The 20,383-nt window shown below is 60.0% G+C and carries 16 protein-coding genes, 1 tRNA gene, 1 pseudogene and 1 riboswitch; of the genes and pseudogenes, 12 read left to right on the top strand and 6 right to left on the bottom strand.

Annotated features, from left to right (window positions below):
* Positions 1-27: 27 nt before the first annotated feature.
* Positions 28-546, top strand: coding sequence for a DUF2975 domain-containing protein (locus BT125_RS27195; protein WP_315984998.1), 519 nt, complete (start codon positions 28-30; stop codon positions 544-546).
* Between the two features lie 7 nt (positions 547-553).
* Entirely contained in the window at positions 554-787 is a 234-nt protein-coding gene (locus BT125_RS27190) for a helix-turn-helix domain-containing protein (RefSeq protein ID WP_072412142.1), read from the top strand.
* On the opposite strand, the gene ggt is transcribed toward BT125_RS27190, so the two are convergent.
* The 3 genes from ggt to BT125_RS27175 form a co-directional block, all read right to left on the bottom strand.
* Entirely contained in the window at positions 769-2,622 is a 1,854-nt protein-coding gene (gene ggt, locus BT125_RS27185) for a gamma-glutamyltransferase (RefSeq protein ID WP_072412140.1), read from the bottom strand. The two genes, BT125_RS27190 and ggt, sit on opposite strands and share 19 nt — an antisense overlap.
* 167 nt (positions 2,623-2,789) lie before the next feature.
* Positions 2,790-2,866 (bottom strand) — tRNA-Met (locus BT125_RS27180).
* A gap of 103 nt (positions 2,867-2,969) precedes the next feature.
* Entirely contained in the window at positions 2,970-5,027 is a 2,058-nt protein-coding gene (locus tag BT125_RS27175) for a methyl-accepting chemotaxis protein (RefSeq protein WP_072412138.1), read from the bottom strand.
* Positions 5,028-5,358: 331 nt separating this feature from the next.
* On the opposite strand from BT125_RS27175, the gene BT125_RS27170 reads away from it, so the two are divergent.
* The 8 genes and pseudogenes from BT125_RS27170 to BT125_RS27140 all read left to right on the top strand — a co-directional run bounded on the left by BT125_RS27170 (position 5,359) and on the right by BT125_RS27140 (position 15,835).
* A complete protein-coding gene (locus BT125_RS27170) occupies positions 5,359-6,576 on the top strand; it encodes an MFS transporter (RefSeq protein ID WP_072412136.1) in 1,218 nt (405 codons plus the stop codon).
* 80 nt (positions 6,577-6,656) lie between these two features.
* Positions 6,657-7,718, top strand: a complete 1,062-nt coding sequence (locus BT125_RS27165) for an ankyrin repeat domain-containing protein (RefSeq protein ID WP_072412163.1) — start codon at positions 6,657-6,659, stop codon at positions 7,716-7,718.
* Positions 7,719-8,217: 499 nt separating this feature from the next.
* Positions 8,218-9,480: pseudogene (locus BT125_RS30145) on the top strand (HAMP domain-containing protein); the annotation flags it as partial.
* Positions 9,475-10,380, top strand: coding sequence for a methyl-accepting chemotaxis protein (locus BT125_RS30140; RefSeq protein WP_371857833.1), 906 nt, complete (start codon positions 9,475-9,477; stop codon positions 10,378-10,380). The pseudogene BT125_RS30145 and the gene BT125_RS30140, both read left to right, overlap by 6 nt.
* Positions 10,381-10,592: 212 nt before the next feature.
* Positions 10,593-11,027 (top strand): hypothetical protein, encoded by a 435-nt coding sequence (locus BT125_RS27155; RefSeq protein WP_072412161.1) that lies wholly within the window; start codon positions 10,593-10,595, stop codon positions 11,025-11,027.
* Positions 11,024-12,484 (top strand): ATPase domain-containing protein, encoded by a 1,461-nt coding sequence (locus BT125_RS27150; RefSeq protein ID WP_072412132.1) that lies wholly within the window; start codon positions 11,024-11,026, stop codon positions 12,482-12,484. Before BT125_RS27155 ends, BT125_RS27150 begins: the two co-directional genes overlap by 4 nt.
* 9 nt (positions 12,485-12,493) lie before the next feature.
* Entirely contained in the window at positions 12,494-13,558 is a 1,065-nt protein-coding gene (locus BT125_RS27145; RefSeq protein ID WP_072412130.1) for a sensor histidine kinase, read from the top strand.
* Positions 13,559-13,609: 51 nt separating this feature from the next.
* Entirely contained in the window at positions 13,610-15,835 is a 2,226-nt protein-coding gene (locus tag BT125_RS27140; RefSeq protein ID WP_072412128.1) for an OsmC domain/YcaO domain-containing protein, read from the top strand.
* A gap of 48 nt (positions 15,836-15,883) precedes the next feature.
* Here BT125_RS27140 and BT125_RS27135 read toward each other — a convergent pair whose 3' ends face one another.
* Genes BT125_RS27135 through BT125_RS27125 form a run of 3 tightly spaced genes read right to left on the bottom strand, consistent with a single transcriptional unit; the run spans position 15,884 to position 18,698 of the window.
* Complete coding sequence (locus BT125_RS27135; RefSeq protein ID WP_072412126.1) at positions 15,884-16,675, bottom strand: ABC transporter ATP-binding protein; 792 nt, start codon at positions 16,673-16,675, stop codon at positions 15,884-15,886.
* Positions 16,672-17,688 (bottom strand): FecCD family ABC transporter permease, encoded by a 1,017-nt coding sequence (locus BT125_RS27130; protein ID WP_072412124.1) that lies wholly within the window; start codon positions 17,686-17,688, stop codon positions 16,672-16,674. Before BT125_RS27130 ends, BT125_RS27135 begins: the two co-directional genes overlap by 4 nt.
* Positions 17,685-18,698: an ABC transporter substrate-binding protein gene (locus tag BT125_RS27125; RefSeq protein ID WP_072412122.1), complete on the bottom strand. Its 1,014-nt coding sequence runs from the start codon at positions 18,696-18,698 to the stop codon at positions 17,685-17,687. The genes BT125_RS27130 and BT125_RS27125 overlap by 4 nt, the downstream gene beginning before the upstream one ends.
* A 138-nt stretch (positions 18,699-18,836) precedes the next feature.
* A riboswitch (cobalamin riboswitch) is annotated at positions 18,837-19,031 on the bottom strand.
* A 144-nt stretch (positions 19,032-19,175) separates the two neighbouring features.
* Between BT125_RS27125 and BT125_RS27120 the strand changes: the two genes are divergently transcribed.
* Complete coding sequence (locus BT125_RS27120; RefSeq protein WP_072412119.1) at positions 19,176-19,619, top strand: DUF3592 domain-containing protein; 444 nt, start codon at positions 19,176-19,178, stop codon at positions 19,617-19,619.
* A gap of 4 nt (positions 19,620-19,623) precedes the next feature.
* A complete protein-coding gene (locus tag BT125_RS27115) occupies positions 19,624-20,211 on the top strand; it encodes a hypothetical protein (RefSeq protein ID WP_072412117.1) in 588 nt (195 codons plus the stop codon).
* The last annotated feature ends 172 nt before the right edge of the window (positions 20,212-20,383 follow it).

The raw sequence follows: 20,383 nt of genomic DNA, 5'->3' as shown, positions 1-20,383 counted from the left end.
AACCGTCTTGCCCTGTACAGCCAGCGAATGGCAGCCGTCACCCTTGTTTTCATGGTCGCGATGATGGTCGTCAACGCCGTGGCCTGGCTGTATCCTGAAGCGGCCTCCCGATACGGCCTGGGGTTTGCCCTGACCGAGCGGCAGCTGTCGAGCTTGCCTGAAGAGGCGATGCGGTTGACGGGGTGGCAGTGCCTGGGTGGGATACTGTTGACGAGCATTCCCTTGCTGGCCCTGGCGGTCGGGCTCGCCAACTTGCGCAGGCTCTTCAAGCACTACGCCCAAGGGCAATACTTTTCCACTGCGGCAGCGGTTTACCTGGGAAATGCGGGGCGCGCGGTGGCGTTGTGGGTGCTGCTGGACTTCATCTGCGAGCCGTTTCTCAGCCTGCTGGTGACGATCAATGCGCCGGTCGGCCAGCGATTGCTGACCTTCAGTATTACCGCTCCGTCTTTCGTCGCTTTATTTCTTGCTGCCTGTATTGCGATCATTGCCCGGATACTGTCCCAGGCCAGTGAAGTCGATTCAGAAAACAGAACATTCGTTTGAGATTCCCATGCCCATCGTTATTCAACTCGATGTGATGCTGGCCATGCGCAAGGTCAAATCCAAGGACCTTGCTGCAGCAATTGGCATTACTGAAGCCAACCTTTCCTTGTTGAAGCAAGGAAAGGTCAAGGGCATACGCCTGGCGACCCTCGAAGCCATTTGCAGTTATCTGCAATGTCAGCCTGCGGATCTGCTGGTCTATCAGCCCCAGGGCGAGGGCGATCAGTCGCCCAGTGCTTGACCCTCACGCCTTGGATCCGCACCGCCGGCCAACGAGGTTTTCCCTTGCGCATCACGCACCCGGACAATCGCCTGGGTGCCGCTGTTCATATCGATCTCGCTCACCTCATGGCCTTTGTCTTTCAGCGCCTGGATCAGTGCCGGGCTGAATTGGCCCCGCTCCAGTTCGGTAGGGCCGTTGCGGCTGCCGAAGTTGGGAAGGTTGATGGCGGTTTGCGGATCGAGGTCCCAATCCAACAGGCCAATCATGGATTTGGTGACGTATTCGATGATCTGGGAGCCGCCGGGGGAGCCGACAGCGGCCACCAATTCCCCCCGGCGATCAAAGATCAGCGTCGGTGCCATGGAGGAGCGCGGGCGTTTGCCGGGCTCGACGCGGTTGGCGACTTTTTGTCCATTCTCTTCGGGAATGAACGAGAAATCGGTCATTTGGTTGTTGAGCATGAAGCCCTGGACCATCAAGTGTGAGCCGAACGCCGATTCCACGGTCGTGGTCATGGACACGGCGCCACCCTGGTCATCCACGGCCACCACTTGCGAGGTGGAAATACGCAGGGGTGAACGGTCCGGGGCGTAGGCCACCTGGATGCCCGGTGGTGTGCCGGGCTTGGCGACGCCCATGCTACGAGGGCCGATCAGGCTGGCGCGGCTGGCCAGGTAGCCAGCATCGACCAAGCCTTTGAGCGGCACGGCGACAAAATTGGGGTCGGCAATGTATTGGGCGCGGTCAGCATAGGCCAGGCGCTCGGCTTCGGCGATCAGGTGCACCGCTTCGGGGGTGGGTTCAATGCCGGCGGGCTTGGCGGTCTTGACGGGTTTCAAAGGCGCGAGGGCCGCATGGCTATCGCGCTGTTCCAGGGCCTGCAACGTCCCGAGGATCTGCGCCACGGCAACCCCGCCCGAAGACGGTGGTGGCATGCCGCAGACTTGCCAGCGCTTGTAGTCGGTGCACAACGCTGGCCGCTCTCGTGCGGTGTAGCCTTGGAGGTCATTGAGCGAAAGACTGCCGGGGTTGGCGTGGTTTTGTACCTTGGCGACGATCTCTTCGGCGATCGGGCCTTTGTACAGCGCATCGGGGCCTTCGTTGGCGATGCGCTTGAGCACGCCGGCCAAGGCTGGATTCTTCAGCACCGTGCCAACCGCCTTCGGGCTGCCATCGGCGTTGAGAAAGTAGGCGGCCATGTCTGGCGAGCCTGGCAAGGACGGATCGGTAGCGATCAACGTGTGCAGGCGGGGGGAAATCGCAAAGCCTTGTTCCGCCAGCGTGATGGCTGGCTCGAACAGCGTCGCCCATTTGAGACGGCCATGTTTGCGATGGGCCAATTCCAGCCCGCGCAACACCCCCGGTGTCCCCACGGAGCGACCACCGATCTGGGCGGTGGTAAACGGCATGGGTTTGCCGTCAGCTTGCAGGAAAAGTCTTTCGGTGGCGCCAGCCGGTGCCGTTTCGCGCCCATCATAGGTACGCACAGCCTTGCCATCCCACAGCACAATGAACGCACCGCCACCGATGCCCGAGGACTGTGGCTCCACCAGGGTCAGCACGGCCTGCATCGCGATGGCCGCGTCGATGGCCGAGCCGCCGCGCCGCAACATCTCCCGCCCGGCCTCGGCCGCTAAAGGATTGGCCGCAGCGGCCATGTGCTTCTCGGCGTAGCGGGTCTGCAGATCGGTACGGAAGCCGGAGATGACCTCCGGTGGGGCGGGCAATGCCGGTGTCGCTATGGAGGAGGGTGGCGCCTTACAGGCCGCGAGTGTTAGAGCGACAGCCAGCAGCGAAACGGCTGACAGGCAATGAAGGTTCGGTTTCAGATCTGTAAGCACGTGTCGCTCCATCCGTGGGCTCGGGGTATGGAGATCGACTGTAGCGATGCGAGGCGTGTGGTGCAAATCCACCATGTGCTCGGCACAAGAGGGGAACCCCCTGAAGGAGCTGGTATGTCAGTTGCTTTTCCCGAGGCATAAAAAAACGGCCTATCTTTCGATAGGCCGTTTTTAGTACTTGGTGGCTACACAGGGACTTGAACCCCGGACCCCAGCATTATGAATGCTATGCTCTAACCAACTGAGCTATGTAGCCAAGTGGCGCGCATTATTCGCCGGTAACGAAGATGTGTCAAGCGTAAATCTGAAATATTTCTCTGCGCTTTCAACCGCTTAACAATCCCCGCCGCAAATCCCTGTCAGCTGAGCTGAAATCTCCCTGTGTTGGCGCTCAAGGCCTTGCTTCCCTGGCTCAAGGTATCTGCCGCCACGTTCACGGCCCGTGCACCTTCGAGCAAGCGCATGGCCGCCTGGTCGACCTGCTGGATATTGCCGCTGACCTCGTCGGCGGTGCTGGCTTGTTCATCCACGGCAGTGGCGATTTGCGCCAAGGTGTCGGTGACGCTTTGCACGGCGCTGGCAATTTCTCCCAGGCGTTCACCCAGGCCGGTCACGGCTTCGGCGTCGGTCTGGGCCTGGCCGCAGGCGGCCTCCATCAGGCTGACGGCTTCGTTGACTGTGGCGCGCAGGCTGTCGACGGTGCCGGCAATCTGTTGCGTGGAGGACTGGGTGCGTTGCGACAGGCTGCGCACTTCATCGGCCACCACGGCGAAACCACGGCCCTGTTCCCCGGCGCGAGCCGCTTCGATGGCGGCATTGAGGGCCAGGAGATTGGTCTGCTCGGCCACGCCACGGATGGTATCGACCACCAGTTGGATCTGCTGCCCTTGTTCGCTGACTCGCCCCAGTGCGGCGGCGGTTTCGTTGAGTCGCTGGTTGAGCTGCTGGATGCTCGCCGTGGTGCGCTGGCTGTCACGGCTGCTGTCGGCGGCGATGCGGCGGGTCTGCTGGGCACTATCGGAGGCCTGTTCACAACTCTTGGCCACGCCCTGGGAGGTGGCGGCCAGTTGCGTCGCGGCGGCGGCGATCTGGCTGATTTGCATCTGCTGGGCTTCGACTTCTCCCAAGGCGCCGCTGGAGTGTGTATTGAGGGTGCGCACGGCATTGCTCAACTGCAACGTTTCGTGGTCCACCCCCAGCAGGCTGTTGCGCAACTGCACCACGGCGACGTTGAGGGCGGTGCTGATGGCCGCCAGTTCATCGCGCCCTTGCACCGGCACTTGCAGGCTGAGATTGCCGTCGCGCAGGGCTTCGGCCAGCAGGGTGATGCCGCTGGCACTGCGCCGGATCGACGCTTGCAGGCACACAAAAAGATACAGCGCCGCCAGCAGCAGGCAGCCCAGCACTGTCGCTACCAGGGTGAATTGGCGAATCGCCGAACCTTGGTAGTGATCCAGCCGCGTATCCAATGCCACCAGGGATTGTTGCCGCAGGGTCGCCAGATCGGCAAGGAGGGCGTCCATGTGTTTTTCGAAGTCTTCCGGCTTCAGGTTGATGGCGCCGCCGAACACGCCGTCATCCAGCACTTTCAGGCCGGCGTCCAAGTGCTTGAGGCTGCCTTGGAATTGTCCGGCCCAGGTTTGCAAATCGCTGGGCAGGCGGGTTTCCAGCAATGCTCCGGTCTTGACCAGTTGATCCCGGGCGTCACCGATACGGCTGCGCAGGTCCCGCAGTTGCAGGCGACTTTGCAGCGTGAACTGGCCCGACACCACGGAGGCCTGGCCAACGCTGGCCAGGCGGCCGACCCGTTCGATCAGGTCCGGTGTCTGCTGGGTGGAAATCTGGGTCAGCAGATAAGTTTCCAGCCAAGAGGCGAGGGTCAAGCGGTTATCCATGACCATCTGCTCGCGCAACGCCTGCAGGGCGCTGAGGGCCGTGGTGAAGCGGTCGTAGCCATCTGGCCACCAGCCCACGCCGCCCAGGCTTTTCGAATCCAGCCCGTTGAGGCTGGTTTGCAGGGTTTGATAGCGGGTGAGGGTATCGGGTTCGGCCCCTTCGGTTTGCAGGGTATTGGCCAGGTCACTGGCCGCCTGGTTGAGGGTGGGTTGCACGGCTTCGTACGCCGCCATCGCAGCCAGTGTCGCGGGTGTCGGCTGCCGATTGGTCTCGGTGGCACGCCAGCGGGCGGCGCGGTTGCGCTGGGCTGTGAGCAGGTTGTCGAGATTATCCAGGGCCAGCAATTGGCGAACCCCGGCGCGTTCTCCGGAAATCAGGCTGAGCTTGTCGCGATAGTCCTGGCCGATGAGCCACAGGCTGCCCATGAGCGGCAGGATAAAAAGCAGGAACAGCAATTGGAATTTGCGGGCGAAGCCGAAATGCCCCAACAACCTGATTCCCGGTGATAGAAAAGCCTGCATGCCCATACTCCCCTGAACACCCCTGCACTGTTTTTGTGCGTTTTTACACAGTGCAAAAACGGGTGCCCTTTTAAAAGGCCACGAAAGTTTGTCCAAATCGGCTTGGTAGGCCAGCTCTGTAGCGAAACTTCCCATTCTCGGTCTCCTTTGTAAGGAGCCGCGTTGTAGCTCATTAACAAGGCAAGATTCAGACCATGGCGTTGAGCTATCACCTTGGTATTCGACAATTTTTTCAAGGTCGATAGCAAGCTAAGGGGATAGCCTTGTCGCACCGAAAAATGGCACATTGGCACACCTGCCCCTGTGCACCCTCTGTCGTATGGAAACTCCTATGGCTACCAGCAATACCCAGGCCGCCACCCCATCCGTTGCCGCCCCGGCGCAAAGCAGCCCGTTGGTCATGCGCATCATCGGCGCCGTGGCGCTGGCGCACCTGATCAACGATTTGATCCAGGCAGTGCTGCCGTCGATCTACCCGATGCTCAAGGACAGCTATGGCCTGACCTTCACTCAGGTTGGCCTGATCACCCTGACGTTCCAGTTGACCGCATCTTTGTTGCAGCCCTGGGTCGGCTATCACACGGATCGACATCCCAAGCCCTGGCTGCTGCCGGCCGGGACGGTGTGCACGTTGATCGGCATTGTGATGATGTCCATGGTCGGCAGTTTTGCCTTGATCCTATTGGCGGCGGCATTGATCGGTATCGGCTCGTCGACCTTCCACCCGGAAGCATCGCGGGTGGCACGACTGGCTTCGGGTGGGCGCTACGGGCTGGCGCAATCGACGTTTCAGGTGGGCGGTAACGCCGGCTCGGCCTTCGGCCCGCTGCTGGCGGCGGCAATCATCATTCCCTACGGGCAAGGCAATGTGGCCTGGTTCGGGTTGTTCGCCCTGTTTGCGCTGTTCGTGCTGTACCGCATCAGCCGCTGGTACGCCAACCACTTGAACCTGTTCAAGCTCAAGCAAGGCCAGGCGGCCACCCATGGTCTATCCAAGGGCCGGGTCCTGAGTGCGCTGGTGGTGCTGGGGCTGCTGGTGTTTTCCAAGTACTTCTACATGGCCAGTTTTACCAGCTACTTCACGTTCTACCTGATCGAGAAGTTCGACCTGTCGGTGGCCTCTTCCCAGTTGCACCTGTTCCTGTTCCTCGGTGCCGTGGCGGCGGGGACCTTTTTTGGCGGACCGATTGGCGACCGGATCGGGCGCAAGGCGGTGATCTGGTTCTCGATCCTCGGCGTGGCGCCGTTCACCCTGATCCTGCCTCACGTCGACCTGCTGTGGACCAGCATTCTCAGCGTGGTCATCGGCTTCATCCTCGCTTCGGCGTTCTCGGCTATCGTCGTGTATGCCCAGGAGCTGGTGCCGGGCAATGTCGGGATGATCGCCGGGGTGTTCTTTGGCCTGATGTTCGGTTTCGGCGGGATTGGCGCCGCGCTGCTGGGGCATCTGGCGGACATCCGTGGCATCGAGTATGTGTATTGGTTGTGCTCGTTCCTGCCGTTGTTTGGGGTGTTGGCGATTTTCTTGCCGAGGACTAAAAAAGTCTGATCCGCATCCAGATGGCCGTTTACCAATGAGTGTTGGGTTTTATGCTGAAAAATCTTTTGATCAGAACGGTGACCGCCGCCATGGGTAAGCGTAAACGCAAGACACTGCCGAAGGATTTCGGTCAGTTGCTGGAGCAGGCCTCGTTTGCCGAGCTGGTCGCCGTGTTCGATGCGTGCGAGCTTGAAGCCACCGGCGGTTACAGCAAGAGCACCGCGCTGGGCTTTTACAACTGTCCCGACGAACTGGCGCGCTGGCTGGTGGAGCAGGGCGCCGAGATCAATGCCCGTGACACTTACCAGCGAACGCCCTTGCACCATCGCAGTTCGAGTTGGATCGGGGGTATCGACCTGCTGCTGGATTTGGGCGCCGATATCGAGGCGCAGGATTACCAGGGCTATACGCCGTTGCATGCCGCGGCCAACAGCCACAAAGCCGAGGCCATCGCTGCCCTGATCCGCCGTGGCGCCAATGTCGATGCCAAGAGTCGACAGGGGCACGGTGTCCTGCATATTGCCCTGGCGACTACCCGCAACGCCGATATCGAGGCCACCGCGACAATCGCCCAGACCCTGTTGGCGGCAGGGCTGCAGCGCGATGAGGGCATGCTCGTTGAAGTGCAGCGCATCGGCCGTGAATTCGAGTTTCACCGGGCCTCTTTCAATCCGGACTACCTCGAGGCAACGGACGCTGCCCTGACCCGTCTTTATCGCCTTTTCGACGTCGAGCCCGTTGCTTCTCGCAAGGTTCACGACGGTCAGGCTGCCATCGTCGTGACGGCCAGTGGCTGGCCAGACCAGCATCAACAACTGTGGGAGCTGCTGGTGCCATCCTCGGGCGCCGCAGCGACGGCGCAGGGTGAGGTGATCCGCATCAGTGGCCGTATCTCCCGAGAGATTCACCACAACGGATCGGCCAACTGGGACGCCGATTTCAAAGCGATGTTGGTGGCTCTGGTTGACCATCTGGGCAGCGCCGTGCCCTTGCCTGAGGCCGACCTCGCTGAAGCGAGGGCACTGGCTGCCGTTCTACGGGGTGGCGACGATAACGGCGAGCAGACTGATCGTCTCTGTGAGTTGGCCGTGCGTTGGGTGATCGCCAACCCGCAGCCAGTCCCATTGGCGGCGCCTTCCTACGGTAGGTGACGTCAGGATCGAAATAGCCCGGCGTCACACCTCGGGCGTCGGAGCTCATCTGCATGTCGCGCTTGTGTTGAATTACGACCAAAGTACTGTTTTGTATAACGCCTAAGTTCGATTTTGTATAAAAGTCGACCGTGTTAATTTGCCGTTGTGGTTATTGGTCTGAATGGATTCTGCGAGATTATTCAAGAGTGACCCCAGGGTTACTGGAAAAGCAGGGATCGCACATTCTTCCATCTATCGCCCTTACTGCCCTGGCACCTAAGGCCTTCGATTCTTGATTTGAATACCTCTAGCTGCTTTTCAGGTGGATAGAGCGGATTTACGCCCCAACCTGCCACGTTTCAAATACTTAAAGTGCTGTATCGCTGTGCCCTTTCAAGGCGACTGCCTTGTGGACAGCGTAAACAGCCGTTGATCGATTGTTATTTGCCGCGTCGTGCATAAGTTAGAGACCGTCGTCTCTAGCGTTGGCAATAAATAGAATCAGGCAGGGGATGATATGAAGTTCAAGTCATTGCAGGCACGCATTTGTGTCACGGCAGGCATTTGCCTGTTTGTTTCATCCATCAGCCTGGTTGTCTACGGGCTCTTCACCGCTCGGACCAATGAGCAATATGTCGCTTCCGAAGTCTCGGCGCTGGTTGAACAGTCAACGATCCGGGAAATCCAGAACCTGGCCGAGTCCCGTGCCAATGCCATCCAGGCCAAGCTGCAGAATGCCCTGGACGCGGCCCGCACCATGGCCAACACCTTTGCCGCCAGCAAGGCCGCGCAAAGTCCCTTGGCGTTGGGGCGTGAGCAGATCAACAGCGTATTGCTCAGCATCCTCAAGGACAATCCGGACTTCAACGGTACCTACTCTTGCTGGGAACCCAATGCGTTGGACGGCCAGGATCCCGCGTTCCGTAATGCTACCGATGGCAATAATCCCCTGACCGGACGCTTCACGCCTTACTGGACTCGCAGCGCCGACGGTCATGTCGCGGTGCAGCCGCTGGTCGAGTATGACTCCCCGGATCGTCATCCCAACGGCGTGCCCAAGGGTGGCTGGTACAGTGGCCCGCGCGACACCCTGAAGGAGAGCGTGCTCGATCCCATTCCCTATGTGGTTCAGGGCAAGAACGTCTGGCTGACCACCCTGTCGGTGCCAATCGTGGCCAACGGCAAGTTCTATGGTGTGGTCGGGGCTGACTTCGATATCGCCTTTATCCAGAAACTCAGTGAGCAAATGTCTGCCGAGCTCTACGGCGGCAAAGGCACGGTTTCGATCCTGAGTAACCAGGGCTTGGTGGTCGCGGACAGCCAGCGCACCGACCTGATCGGCCAGCCGATCAAGGCCTTGTTACCCGACTCCTGGGAAAAAGTGCTCAGCGATATCCAGGGCGGTCGGGGTGACGGTCTGCTCAATCCGCAAACCCAGAATATCGAAGTACTGATGCCCATTGCCCTCGGTCGTACGGGCAAGCCCTGGGCGGTGCTGATTCGCTTGCCCAAGGCCGTGGTCATGGCCCAGGCCATCGCCCTGGAGCAGGAGTTGCAAGCGCGCAGCATCAACAACAGCATCTGGCAAGTGTCGGTAGGACTGGGCATTTCCCTGTTGGCGTTGGTCGCCCTCTGGTTCGCCACGGCGAAAATCGTCGGGCCGATCCGCGAGGCCGCGGCGTTGGCCGCCAACATCAGCCTGGGGGATTTCTCGCGCCGCCTGGTGCAGCAATCCGAGGATGAGGTCGGGCAACTGTCTGCCGCACTCAATGACATGTCCGAAAGCCTGCAACGGCAGGTGAGGGTGGCCGAGCGTATTTCCGAAGGGGATCTGGACCTGGAGGTCCGCTTGTCTTCGCCCCACGATACCCTTGGCAAGTCACTGGAGAAGATGGTCAGCAACCTGAACCAGCTGATTTCCGAGGTGCAGACCAGTGCCACCCAGATTACCGGCAGCTCGGCGCAGGTCACCGATCTGAGCCAATCGTTGTCCGATGGTGCGTCGAATTCCGCGTCGTCCATTACCGAAATCAGCGCGGTGATGACGCAAATGGCTGCGCAGACCCGGGACAACGCCGCCAACGCCAAGAAAGCCGATGAGCAATCCCAGGCATCACGGGCCGATGCGGGGGAGAGCGATAAGTTGATGAGCGAACTGATTGCCGCCATGGCCGAAATCGACAACTCGGGCAAAGACATCACCGCGATCATCACCACCATCGACAATATTGCCGCTCAAACCAATCTGTTGGCGTTGAACGCGGCCATCGAAGCCGCCCGGGCGGGTGAGCTTGGGCGCGGTTTTGCCGTCGTCGCCGACGAAGTACGCAGCCTGGCCGCCCGCAGCGCCGAGGCCGCCCAGCAGACGGCGGCATTGATCGCCGATTCATCGAGCAAGACCCAGCGCGGCATGATCATCGCCGGCCGGACCGCCGAATCGCTGAAAAACATCGTTCATGGCACCAGCGCGGTTTCCAACCTGGTTTCGCTGATTTACCAGGCCTCCAGCGAGCAGGCTTCGGGCTTGCAGCAGGCCAGCATCGGCTTGGAACAGATCGATGAAGTGACGCAGAAAAACCAGTCCAACTCACAAGAGTGCGCGGTGGCGGCCAAGGACCTTTCGGAGCGAGCCTCACTGATGCAGCGTGTGCTGGGTCGTTTCAAAGTCAAAAGGGGTTAGTGGTTTTCCAGCCGGCTCCAGGCGAATCTGTAATGTAATGATGCAAAATCCCCGTATCAGCCAATGTTGACGGGGATTTTCTGTTTCAGCGCTTGGCCGGGCTGGTTTGACTGATCGTAAGTGATCGCAATTGCATTGCTTTGACCGATGGGGCCTCGATAACGCTCTTGAGGGTGTACTATCGATATCTGCCCATCGGATATCAGTTAGCCATGTCCACGCTAAGCGAAGAGAGCCGTCAGATCGTAGCTTCTCTGACGCACCGCGTTGGCCCCAACGCTGACATTGCAAAGACCGCCCACGCGATCATTTCAATTTTGCAGGATATAGAGGCGGCCCTCACGCCCGTCATTGGTCAACAAGGCGTTGCTGCGCTTTATCGCCGCAGTTTGCATCTGTGTGGGACCAATCATCCGCGTCTGTCCAGCCCCTGCGACAGGGTGCAGGCCGGCCAGGTGCTGACTGCCCTTAAATCCGTACTCGTTGAGCAAAGCGAGGCCGATGCGCTGTTTTTCGGTGAAATGTTGCTGACCATCTTCTACGAGTTGCTGACCACGCTGATCGGGCCCTCGCTCACCGCACGTTTGCTTCGTGGCGTGTGGGAACCTTCCTTGAGCGACACCCCTTCGCAGGAAAATTCGCCATGAGCACCAAAGTGACTATCAACCGCTTGGCCACCGGCGTGCCAGGACTGGACGAGGTCTTGGGCGGAGGATTGCCGGAGTTTTCGTTCAATCTGATCGCCGGTCCGCCGGGTTGCGGCAAGACCACCCTCGCGCACCAGATGATGTTTGCCCTGGCGACCCCCGAGCGTCCCGCGCTGTTTTTTACCGTGCTGGGCGAGCCGCCACTGAAGATGCTGCGTTATCAGCAGCAGTTCGATTTCTTCGACAGCGAAGCGATCAATCAATCGATCCGTTACGTCAATCTGGCTGACGACACCCTGGCCGGGGACCTGGACGAGGTGCTGCGGCGCATTGTCAGCGAGGTGGAGGCTCACTCCCCGGCGCTGGTGTTCGTTGACTCGTTCCGTTCGGTGGTGCTGGCCAGCCAGACCCAGGACAACCCGAATAACAACCTGCCGCAGTTCGTCCAGCAACTGGGCATGCTGATGACCACCTGGCAGGCCACGACGTTCCTGGTCGGCGAGTATTTCACCGAAGCCGATACCAACCCGATTTTCACCGTGGCCGATGGGCTGATCTGGCTGCGCCAGAGCGTTCAGCGCAACTCCATGGTGCGCAAGATGGAAATCATGAAGATGCGCGGCCAGCCGACGCTGCCGGGCTTGCACACCTTCCGTATCGCCACGTCGGGGATCAAGGTCTTTGCCCCTGCGCCGCTCAACCCGGTCGAAGCCCCGCTGGAATTCCCCATCAAGCGCCTGGCCATGGGCGTGCCGCAGCTCGATGAAATGCTTGGTGGTGGCTTGCCACGTGGTTATTCGCTGTTAGTGGCGGGCCCGTCCGGTTCGGGCAAGAGCATTCTGGCGGCCTCCTTCCTCGCCGAAGGTGCGCGCAATGGCGAAACCGGCGTGATCGCGGTATTCGAACAACGTCCCAATCATTCCCAGAACGCCACGCTCGCCAACTTGATTCAATGCGGGAAAGTCGGGCTGGTGGATAGCCGGGCGCCGGACCTGTCCATCGACGAAATCGTGCACCTGCTGCTGGGCGAGATCGCCCGCCTGAACGCGACCCGGGTGGTCATTGATTCGCTGTCGGGCTTCGAACTGGCGCTGGCGCCGACCTTTCGCGAGGACTTTCGCGAGTCGCTGTCGCGCATGGTCACGGCGTTGACCAGTGCTGGCGTCACTGTCTTGCTGACCTCGGAGCTGGAAGACCGCTACACCGACTTGCGCTTCAGCCCTTACGGCACGGCGTTTCTCACCGACGCCATCATCGTCCAGCGCTACATTGAAGTGCAGAGCCGTTTATTGCGCATCATGGCGGTGGTCAAGGTGCGGGCCAGCGCCCATTCCGATGAATTACGCCTGTATCGCATCGATGACGGCGGTTTGCAGATCGGTGAAATGTTGCCGGACCAGGAGGGATTGCTCGGCGGCCGGCCTACCCGGCAGCGTGCTGTCAACGACAGTGAATGAGTCAGAATAATGGATGAGGCCAATGGCCGGGATGAGCAAGCGATGACTACGGTCGCTCGCGAGCTGTTCCTGCTCGGCCAGAAAACCGTGGAGGCGCGGGCGGTGCTGGCGGCGTTGCACAAGGAACTGGGCGACGCCAACACCCAGCTCGCCGACAAGCGACAGATCGAGCAATTGATCGAGGCCAACCAACAATTGGTGTTGGCGATCCTGTCGGCCCAGTCCGAGGCGCAAAAGTCAAACACCACGCCGGTCGAACAACAGTTGTACCTGGATATGCGCGAAGCCAATGAGCTCCTGGTCATCGCCGCCCTCAGTGCGCAACACCTGAGGACCTCGGCCGAACGCGCGCTAGAGCGTCAACGTAACGTTCTCGTCCTGGTCGCCCATGAATTGCGCAATCCGCTGACCCCTATCAGCATGATTGCCGGCCGACTGGTGCGGGTGCCCAGCGAGGAACTGCCGCGCATGCAGACGCTGATCGAAGGCCAGGTGCGGCATATGTCCCGTTTAGTCGAAGACTTGCTTGACGTCTCTCGCGTCAAGACCGGCAAGCTGCGTCTCGATTGCCACAGGATCGATCTGCTGCAGATCATTGATGAGGCCATGGACATCTGTAAGCCGGTCATGCTCTCCAGGGACCTGCATTTCATTGCCAAACTGCCCGAATGTGCCTTGTCGTTGAACGGCGATCCGGTGCGGCTTGCGCAGATTCTCGGCAATCTGCTGGGCAATGCGGCCAAGTACACCCCGGCAGGCGGCACCGTCGTACTTTCGGTCACCGTCGAAAGCGACACAGTGGAGATAAGCATCCGCGATACCGGCATCGGTATCTCGCCCAAGGCACTGCCGTTCATCTTCGAGCCTTTTGTACAGGATGTTCATGCCATCGGGTTCAATGGCGCGGGCCTGGGCATTGGCCTGACGGTGGTGCGCGAGTTGGTCGAAAGCCACGGCGGCACGGTGATCGGCAAGAGTGCGGGGGATGGCCAGGGTAGCGAGTTCGTGGTGAGGTTGCCGTTGGTGAGTCAACCCACCGGCGAGGAAGGGCTAAAGCACAAGACTTCCGATTGAAAAAGCGGATAATGGCCGCCTATTTTTTGCTCGTTATGCTGGTAATCCCGTATGGAAATCAAGGTCAACTTTCTCGACAACCTTCGACTTGAAGCCAAGTTTGATGACTTTACGGTGGTGGCCGATCAACCTATCCGCTACAAAGGCGATGGCTCGGCCCCCGGGCCCTTCGATTACTTTCTGGCTTCATCGGCGTTGTGCGCGGCTTACTTTGTGAAGTTGTATTGCCAGACGCGCAATATTCCCACCGAAAACATTCGCCTGTCGCAGAACAATATTGTCGATCCGGAAAATCGCTACAACCAGATCTTCAAGATCCAGGTCGAGCTCCCGGCGGATATCAGCGACAAAGACCGCCAAGGCATTTTGCGTTCCATCGACCGTTGCACGGTGAAGAAGGTCGTGCAAGCCGGGCCTGAGTTTGTCATTGAAGAAGTGGACAACCTCGACGCCGATGCCCAGGCGTTGCTGATGCCCAATTCGGTTTCCCAAACCGGCACCTATATCGCCGGCAAGGACCTGCCGCTTGAGCAGACCATCGCCAATATGTCGGGTATTTTGGCGGACCTGGGCATGAAGATCGAGATCGCTTCGTGGCGCAATATCGTCCCCAATGTGTGGTCGCTGCATATTCGCGACGCCCACTCGCCGATGTGTTTTACCAATGGCAAGGGCGCGACCAAAGAGAGCGCACTGGCGTCGGCGTTGGGCGAGTTTATCGAGCGTCTGAACTGCAACTTTTTCTACAACGATCAGTTCTGGGGCGAAGACATCGCCAACGCGGCGTTTGTGCATTACCCGGATGAACGCTGGTTCAAGCCTGGTCGTAAAGATGCGCTGCCGGCGGAAATCCTCGACGAGTACTGCCTGAAAATCTACAACCGCGACGGCGAGCTGCGTGGCTCCCACCTGATCGACACCAACTCGGGTAATGAAGAGCGCGGTATCTGCTCGCTGCCGTACGTACGTCAGTCGGACGGCGAGGTGGTGTATTTTCCGTCCAACCTGATTGAAAACCTGTTCCTGAGCAACGGCATGAGCGCCGGTAACACCCTGGCCGAGGCTCAGGTGCAATGCCTGTCGGAGATTTTCGAGCGCGCGGTCAAACGCGAGATCATCGAAGGTGAATTTGCACTGCCCGATGTACCGGCCAACGTGCTGGCGAAGTACCCGGGAATCATGGCCGGTATTCAGGCGCTGGAAGAGCAAGGGTTCCCCGTCCTGGTGAAGGATGCCTCCCTGGGGGGCGAATTCCCGGTGATGTGTGTCACGTTGATGAACCCGCGTACCGGCGGGGTGTTTGCCTCGTTCGGCGCACACCCGAGCCTGGAAGTGGCACTGGAACGCAGCCTGACCGAATTGTTGCAGGGCCGCAGTTTCGAAGGCCTCAACGACTTGCCCCAGCCGACATTCGAAGGTCATGCGGTGACCGAGCCGAATAACTTCGTCGAGCACTTCATCGACTCCAGCGGCGTGGTGTCGTGGCGCTTTTTCAGTGCCAAGTCAGATTACGAATTCGTGGAGTGGGACTTCTCCGGCCAGGGTGAAAACTCGAACGCCGAGGAGGCCGCGACCTTGTTCGGCATTCTCAAAGGCATGGGCAAGGAAGTGTACATGGCGGTCTACGAGCATATCGGCGCGAAAGCGTGCCGTATCCTGGTGCCGGGCTATTCGGAAATCTATCCCGTGGACGATCTGATCTGGGATAACACCAACAAAGCGCTGTTTTTCCGCGCCGACATCCTGAACCTGCATCGCCTGGACGAAGACGAACTGCAAGCGCTGGTCAAGCGTCTGGTGGAAAGCGAGCTGGACGACTACACCGACATCACCACGTTGATCGGCATCGAGTTCGATGACAACACGGCTTGGGGCCAGTTGACGATCCTGGAGTTGAAGCTGCTGATCTATCTGGCCTTGCAGCAGTTCGAAGAGGCGAAGGAAGCGGTGGAAACTTTCTTGCAGTACAACGACAACACGGTGGAGCGTGGGTTGTTCTACCAGGCCGTGAATGTGGTGCTGGAGATGAAGCTGGATGAAGACCTGGAACTGGAAGACTACGAGGCCAATTTCCGCCGGATGTTTGGCAACGAGCGAATGGATGCGGCGATCGGCTCGGTGGACGGCAGCGTGCGCTTCCATGGCTTGGCGCCGACCAGCATGAAGCTGGAGGGGCTCGATAGACACCTGCGCCTGATCGACAGCTACAAGAAACTGCACGCGGCGCGGGCCAATGTGTCGGCTTTATCTTCTGGACTCGCCCCGTCGCTTGGCTGAGTCCCGGCTCTTGCATGGGTTCGGTTTTTTCCGAACCCCGAGATTCAGTCAAACGGAACGAAATCGCAGGATCTGCGCGCCGTCGAAAGGGTCGATCAGGTAATGGGCGTGCACGCCGAACGTATCCTGCAAGCGTTGCGGGGTCAGCACCTCAAGAGGTTTGCCTAGCGCCACCAACCGGCCCCGTTCCAGTACCGCCAGGCGATCACAGGTTAACGCCTGGTTCAGGTCGTGCAGGGCGATGACCGTCGTGACAGGTAGCGCTTGCACAACGTTCAGGATGGCGAGCTGATGCTGGATATCCAAGTGATTGGTCGGTTCGTCCAGCAATAGAATCTGCGGACGTTGGGCCAGGGCCCGAGCGATGTGAACACGTTGGCGTTCACCGCCGGACAGACTGTGCCAGGTGCGGTTTTTCAAGTGCGCCGCATCGACGTCCCACAGCGCCTGCTGGACGATGGCGACGTCTTCGTGTGACCACGGACTCAAGGCTGACAGCCACGGCGTTCGACCCAAGGCAACGGCATCGAACACGCTGATCGCATCCAGTGTGTCGGCCTGTTGCTCAACCACGGCCAGGGTCTGCGCGACGGTTCGCCGTGCCAGCGTCTTGAGGGGCAGGTTGTTGAGGCGAATGTCGCCCCGGCTGGGCGTACGCACGCCCGCCAGCAGTTTGAGCAGTGTGGATTTTCCCGAACCGTTGGGCCCGACGAGGCCCAGGGTTTCACCCCGGCGGATGTCCAGGTGGATATCGTGCAACAACTCGGCGTCGCGCACATGGAACCCGAGGCCGGAACAACTCAGCACGGAGCCGCCGATAACAGAGCTGACGGCATTCATCGGGCATTGCTCCGACCGATCAGGATCAACGCGAACACCGGAGCGCCCACCAGTGCCGTGATAACGCCGACCGGGATCACTTGGCCTTTGATCAGCGTTCGAGAGAAGACATCGGCGGCGATCAGGAATACCGCGCCAGCCAGCGCACTCGCCGGCAACAGGCGCGCATGCCGGGTGCCCAGCAACAAACGCACGGCATGGGGAATGACCAACCCGACGAAACCGATGGAGCCAACAATCGATACCATCACCGCTGTTACCAGTGCCGCGCAACTGATCAGCAGAAATTGCACCCGGCGTACCGGAATGCCAAGGGAGGCGGCCGAGTCGGCGCCAAAGGTAAAGGCGTCCAGCGCCCGCCGATGCCACAGGCACACCGCGAGACCGATCAATGCCACGGGCACCGACAGCCACACCGACGGCCAACGCACCCCGCTGAGATTTCCCAGCAACCAGAACATGATGCCGCGAGCTTGTTCGGAGCTGGCGGACTTGGTAATCAGAAACGCGGTGAGCGCATTGAACAACTGCGAACCGGCAATGCCCGCCAGGATGATCTGCCCGGTGCCAGCGGGTGAGCGGCTGGCACGGGCCAGCAAAACGACCAAGGCGAACGCGGCAACGGCCCCGATAAAGGCCCCGACCGACAACGAAATCAGCCCCGCCCCAATGCCCAGTAGCGCCACCAGTACCGCGCCTGTCGAGGCCCCGGCGGAGATGCCGAGCAGGTAAGGATCCGCCAACGGGTTACGCAACAGCGATTGCAAGATCACCCCGCAGGTCGCCAGGCCCGCACCGCAGGCCGCCGCCACCAGCGCACGGGTCAGTCGGTAGTTCCAGACGATGCCTTCGTCTATCGGGTCGAGGGCATAACCTGCGGCCCACAGTTTGTTGGCCAGCACCTGGAACACCACATTCGGTTCAATACTCGTTTCACCGATGGCCACACCGGCAATCACTGCCAGGAGCAGCGTCATCAACGCCAGCAACGTTCGAATCAGCGTCGAAGTCATTTCGGCAGGTCGTAGCCGCTGATGGCCGTCGCCAGGGTTTCCAGGCCGCCGAACATTCTGATGCTGGCTTGCATGGCCATGGCGTCGAGAATGATGATGCGGTTGTTTTTCACCGCGTCCATATTGCGGGTCACCGGGTCACTGCGCAGAAATTGCAGCTTCTTTTCATGGTCATCAGCCGGAAAGCGTCGGCGGTCCATGCGGGCAATGACCAGGAAGGTCGGATTGGCCTTGGCGATGGTTTCCCAGCCGACGGTCGGCCATTCCTCGTCGGACTCGATCACGTTGCGCACACCCAGGGTACTGAGCATGAAGTCAGGAACGCCTTTGTGCCCAGCCACATAGGGATCGATATCCAGGCTGGCGCTGGAGAACCAGAACAGCGCGCTCGTCTGTTTCAGATCCTTGGCCTGCACCGTGGCGATAGACTTCGCCAGGCTGGCCTTGAGTTGGGCGTTCAACTGCTGGCCACGCTCTTGTACGTCGAAGATTTCAGCCAACTGGCTGATGCTCTTGTAGATACTGTCGATGCGAAACGCCTCCAGTCGCGTGCCATCCGCACCGACCAGATTATCCTTGGCCTCGCAGTCGGAGGGCATCAGGTAGGTGGGGATCTTCAGTTCGTGAAACTGCTCGCGGGTACCGACCACGCCTTGGGGGCCGACCGTCCACTCCAGTTCCGCCACCACCAGTTGCGGGCGTTTGCCGATCACCGCCTCGAAGCTCGGCTCGTTATCGGCCAGGCGTTCGATCTTGTCGTTCTGCGCCTGGTATTTCACCTGCACATCGTTGAACCAGAGCGAAGTGCCGACCACTTTGTCGCTCAACCCCATGGCATAGAGCATTTCAGTGCCGGCCTGGCCGATGGTCACGGCGCGACTGGGGGACTGCTCAAAGGTCAGCGTGCTGCCGCAATTCTCGAGGGTCAGGGGATAGTGAGTCGGGGCCGCGTGGGCGAGGCTCGGCAGACCCAGGGCAACGACGAGGGGGGCAAGGCGCGGCAGCAGCATGAGACAAACTCCAGTTGACCGTACACGAGCAGGGACGGACTGGAAAACACACCATCGAACGCTGCCGCTGAAGCACTGAAGTGCCGATCGGCCCAGTGACGCGCAACGCAAGGATGCCCTTCCCGGACACCCCGCCGGTTAGTGATTGACTTGGCCGGCAGGTCTCCTGACTGATGCGTCATCGCCTGGCTCCAGCCTTCCCGGGGCAATCCCAGTGGCCATTGAGGAGCAGGCTCAGCACCTACAGTTGCGGGGGCAGTTCCGTTTGATGCCATGCGAGCATCTCGGATTCCCTATTAGTCCCGTGGGGGAACCGGCGATCGGCATGGTAGTCGATCAGGGTGTTTATCACCACTCGCCACTGAGGGTCATCTCCTGGCGTCGTGCGATTGCGGGAATGATTTTCGGGAGGTGCGGCATAGCGCCGCTTCTTGCTATTCTGATCGCCCTCTTCATGGACGAACACTGAGACAAGCCATGGCTAACGACACCCCATCACACATCGGGAAGATATTGCTGGGCCTGCTGTTTGCCCTGATTGGTATCGGCCTGTTGAGCATTGCCATCAATCTCACGCTTGAGCGACGTGAGTTTCTCGACCGCGCACAGACCGCCGATGGCATCGTCAGCCACTTGAATGCCGGTGGTTCGCATCCTGAGATCGCCTTCACCACGAGCAGTGGTGAAAAAATCTCCTACCCCCAGGGCGGCTTCATCTTCGGCTATCAGCAGGGTCAGCCGGTGCGGGTGCATTACCTGCCCGAGCAGCCGGCCAACAGCGCCATCGTTGATGACTCGGGCGCGCTGTGGGGCACTTCCGGGGGCCTGGGTCTTATCGGTCTGGTGTTCACGCTTGTGGGGCTGGCAAAAGCTATCCGTCAGCGCGGTCGCGGTGCGGTTCATTCACATAAAGGACTTTAAACGTATGAGCTACAACATCCCGATCCCGGTCAATGAAAGTCGCTGGCAGTATCAGACCGCTAGCGGTGGCGGCCTGACCGTGGTCATGGTGGCGGGCAGCGGCGGTTCGATCATCCTGCGTTCGCCCCAGGGCGAGGACATCAGCTACCGCTACGGCGGCGTCGGGGTAGGTGCCGGATTTGGCGCGCGGCTGCCGCGTTTCGGCAAGATCAACATCCAGATCAAGGGTAAGAGTGTTGGTGGGGCGGGGGCAGCGGAGGCATTTCCCAGCACCGGCAAGGTGTTTGTCAGCGATGCGTTGGTCAGTCGCGACCTGACCAGTGACGACATCACCGGGCCTTGCATGTACACCGAAGTCGGGGTGGGCCTGGGAATCGGCGGTTCGGCCACGGCGCTGTTGTTCGGGCTTGATCCCAAGTTGCTGGCCTTGTCGATGGCACTGAGTTCCAACCCGGCGACCTCGCTCATCGCTTCTACCTTGGTCAACCAGCGATTGGCGAAGTCGGCCAAGGGGGCGGTGGTCATGGCCGGTATAAACGCTGGTTTGCAGGCCGGTGGTGGCGCTGCGATTTACATAGGCTATCTGTTCTAGTTTGTTTTGGATTTTTTGGTTCGTATGTATATCCATTTCTGCGGTAACGGCCACTGACGGTTCCGCTCTTACAGCGGCTCACTTTTGAGAAGCGCAAAAGTAAGCAAAACGCTTTTTGCCCCACCACTCGGCACCTCGCCTAGGCTCGGTGTGCCCTCACTCCGGCATTGCT

This window comes from Pseudomonas sp. NFACC04-2 (genome assembly GCF_900119265.1).
In the GTDB taxonomy this organism is placed as follows: Bacteria; Pseudomonadota; Gammaproteobacteria; order Pseudomonadales; family Pseudomonadaceae; genus Aquipseudomonas; species Aquipseudomonas fluorescens_AA.
This window is presented reverse-complemented; position numbering and strand designations above follow the sequence as displayed.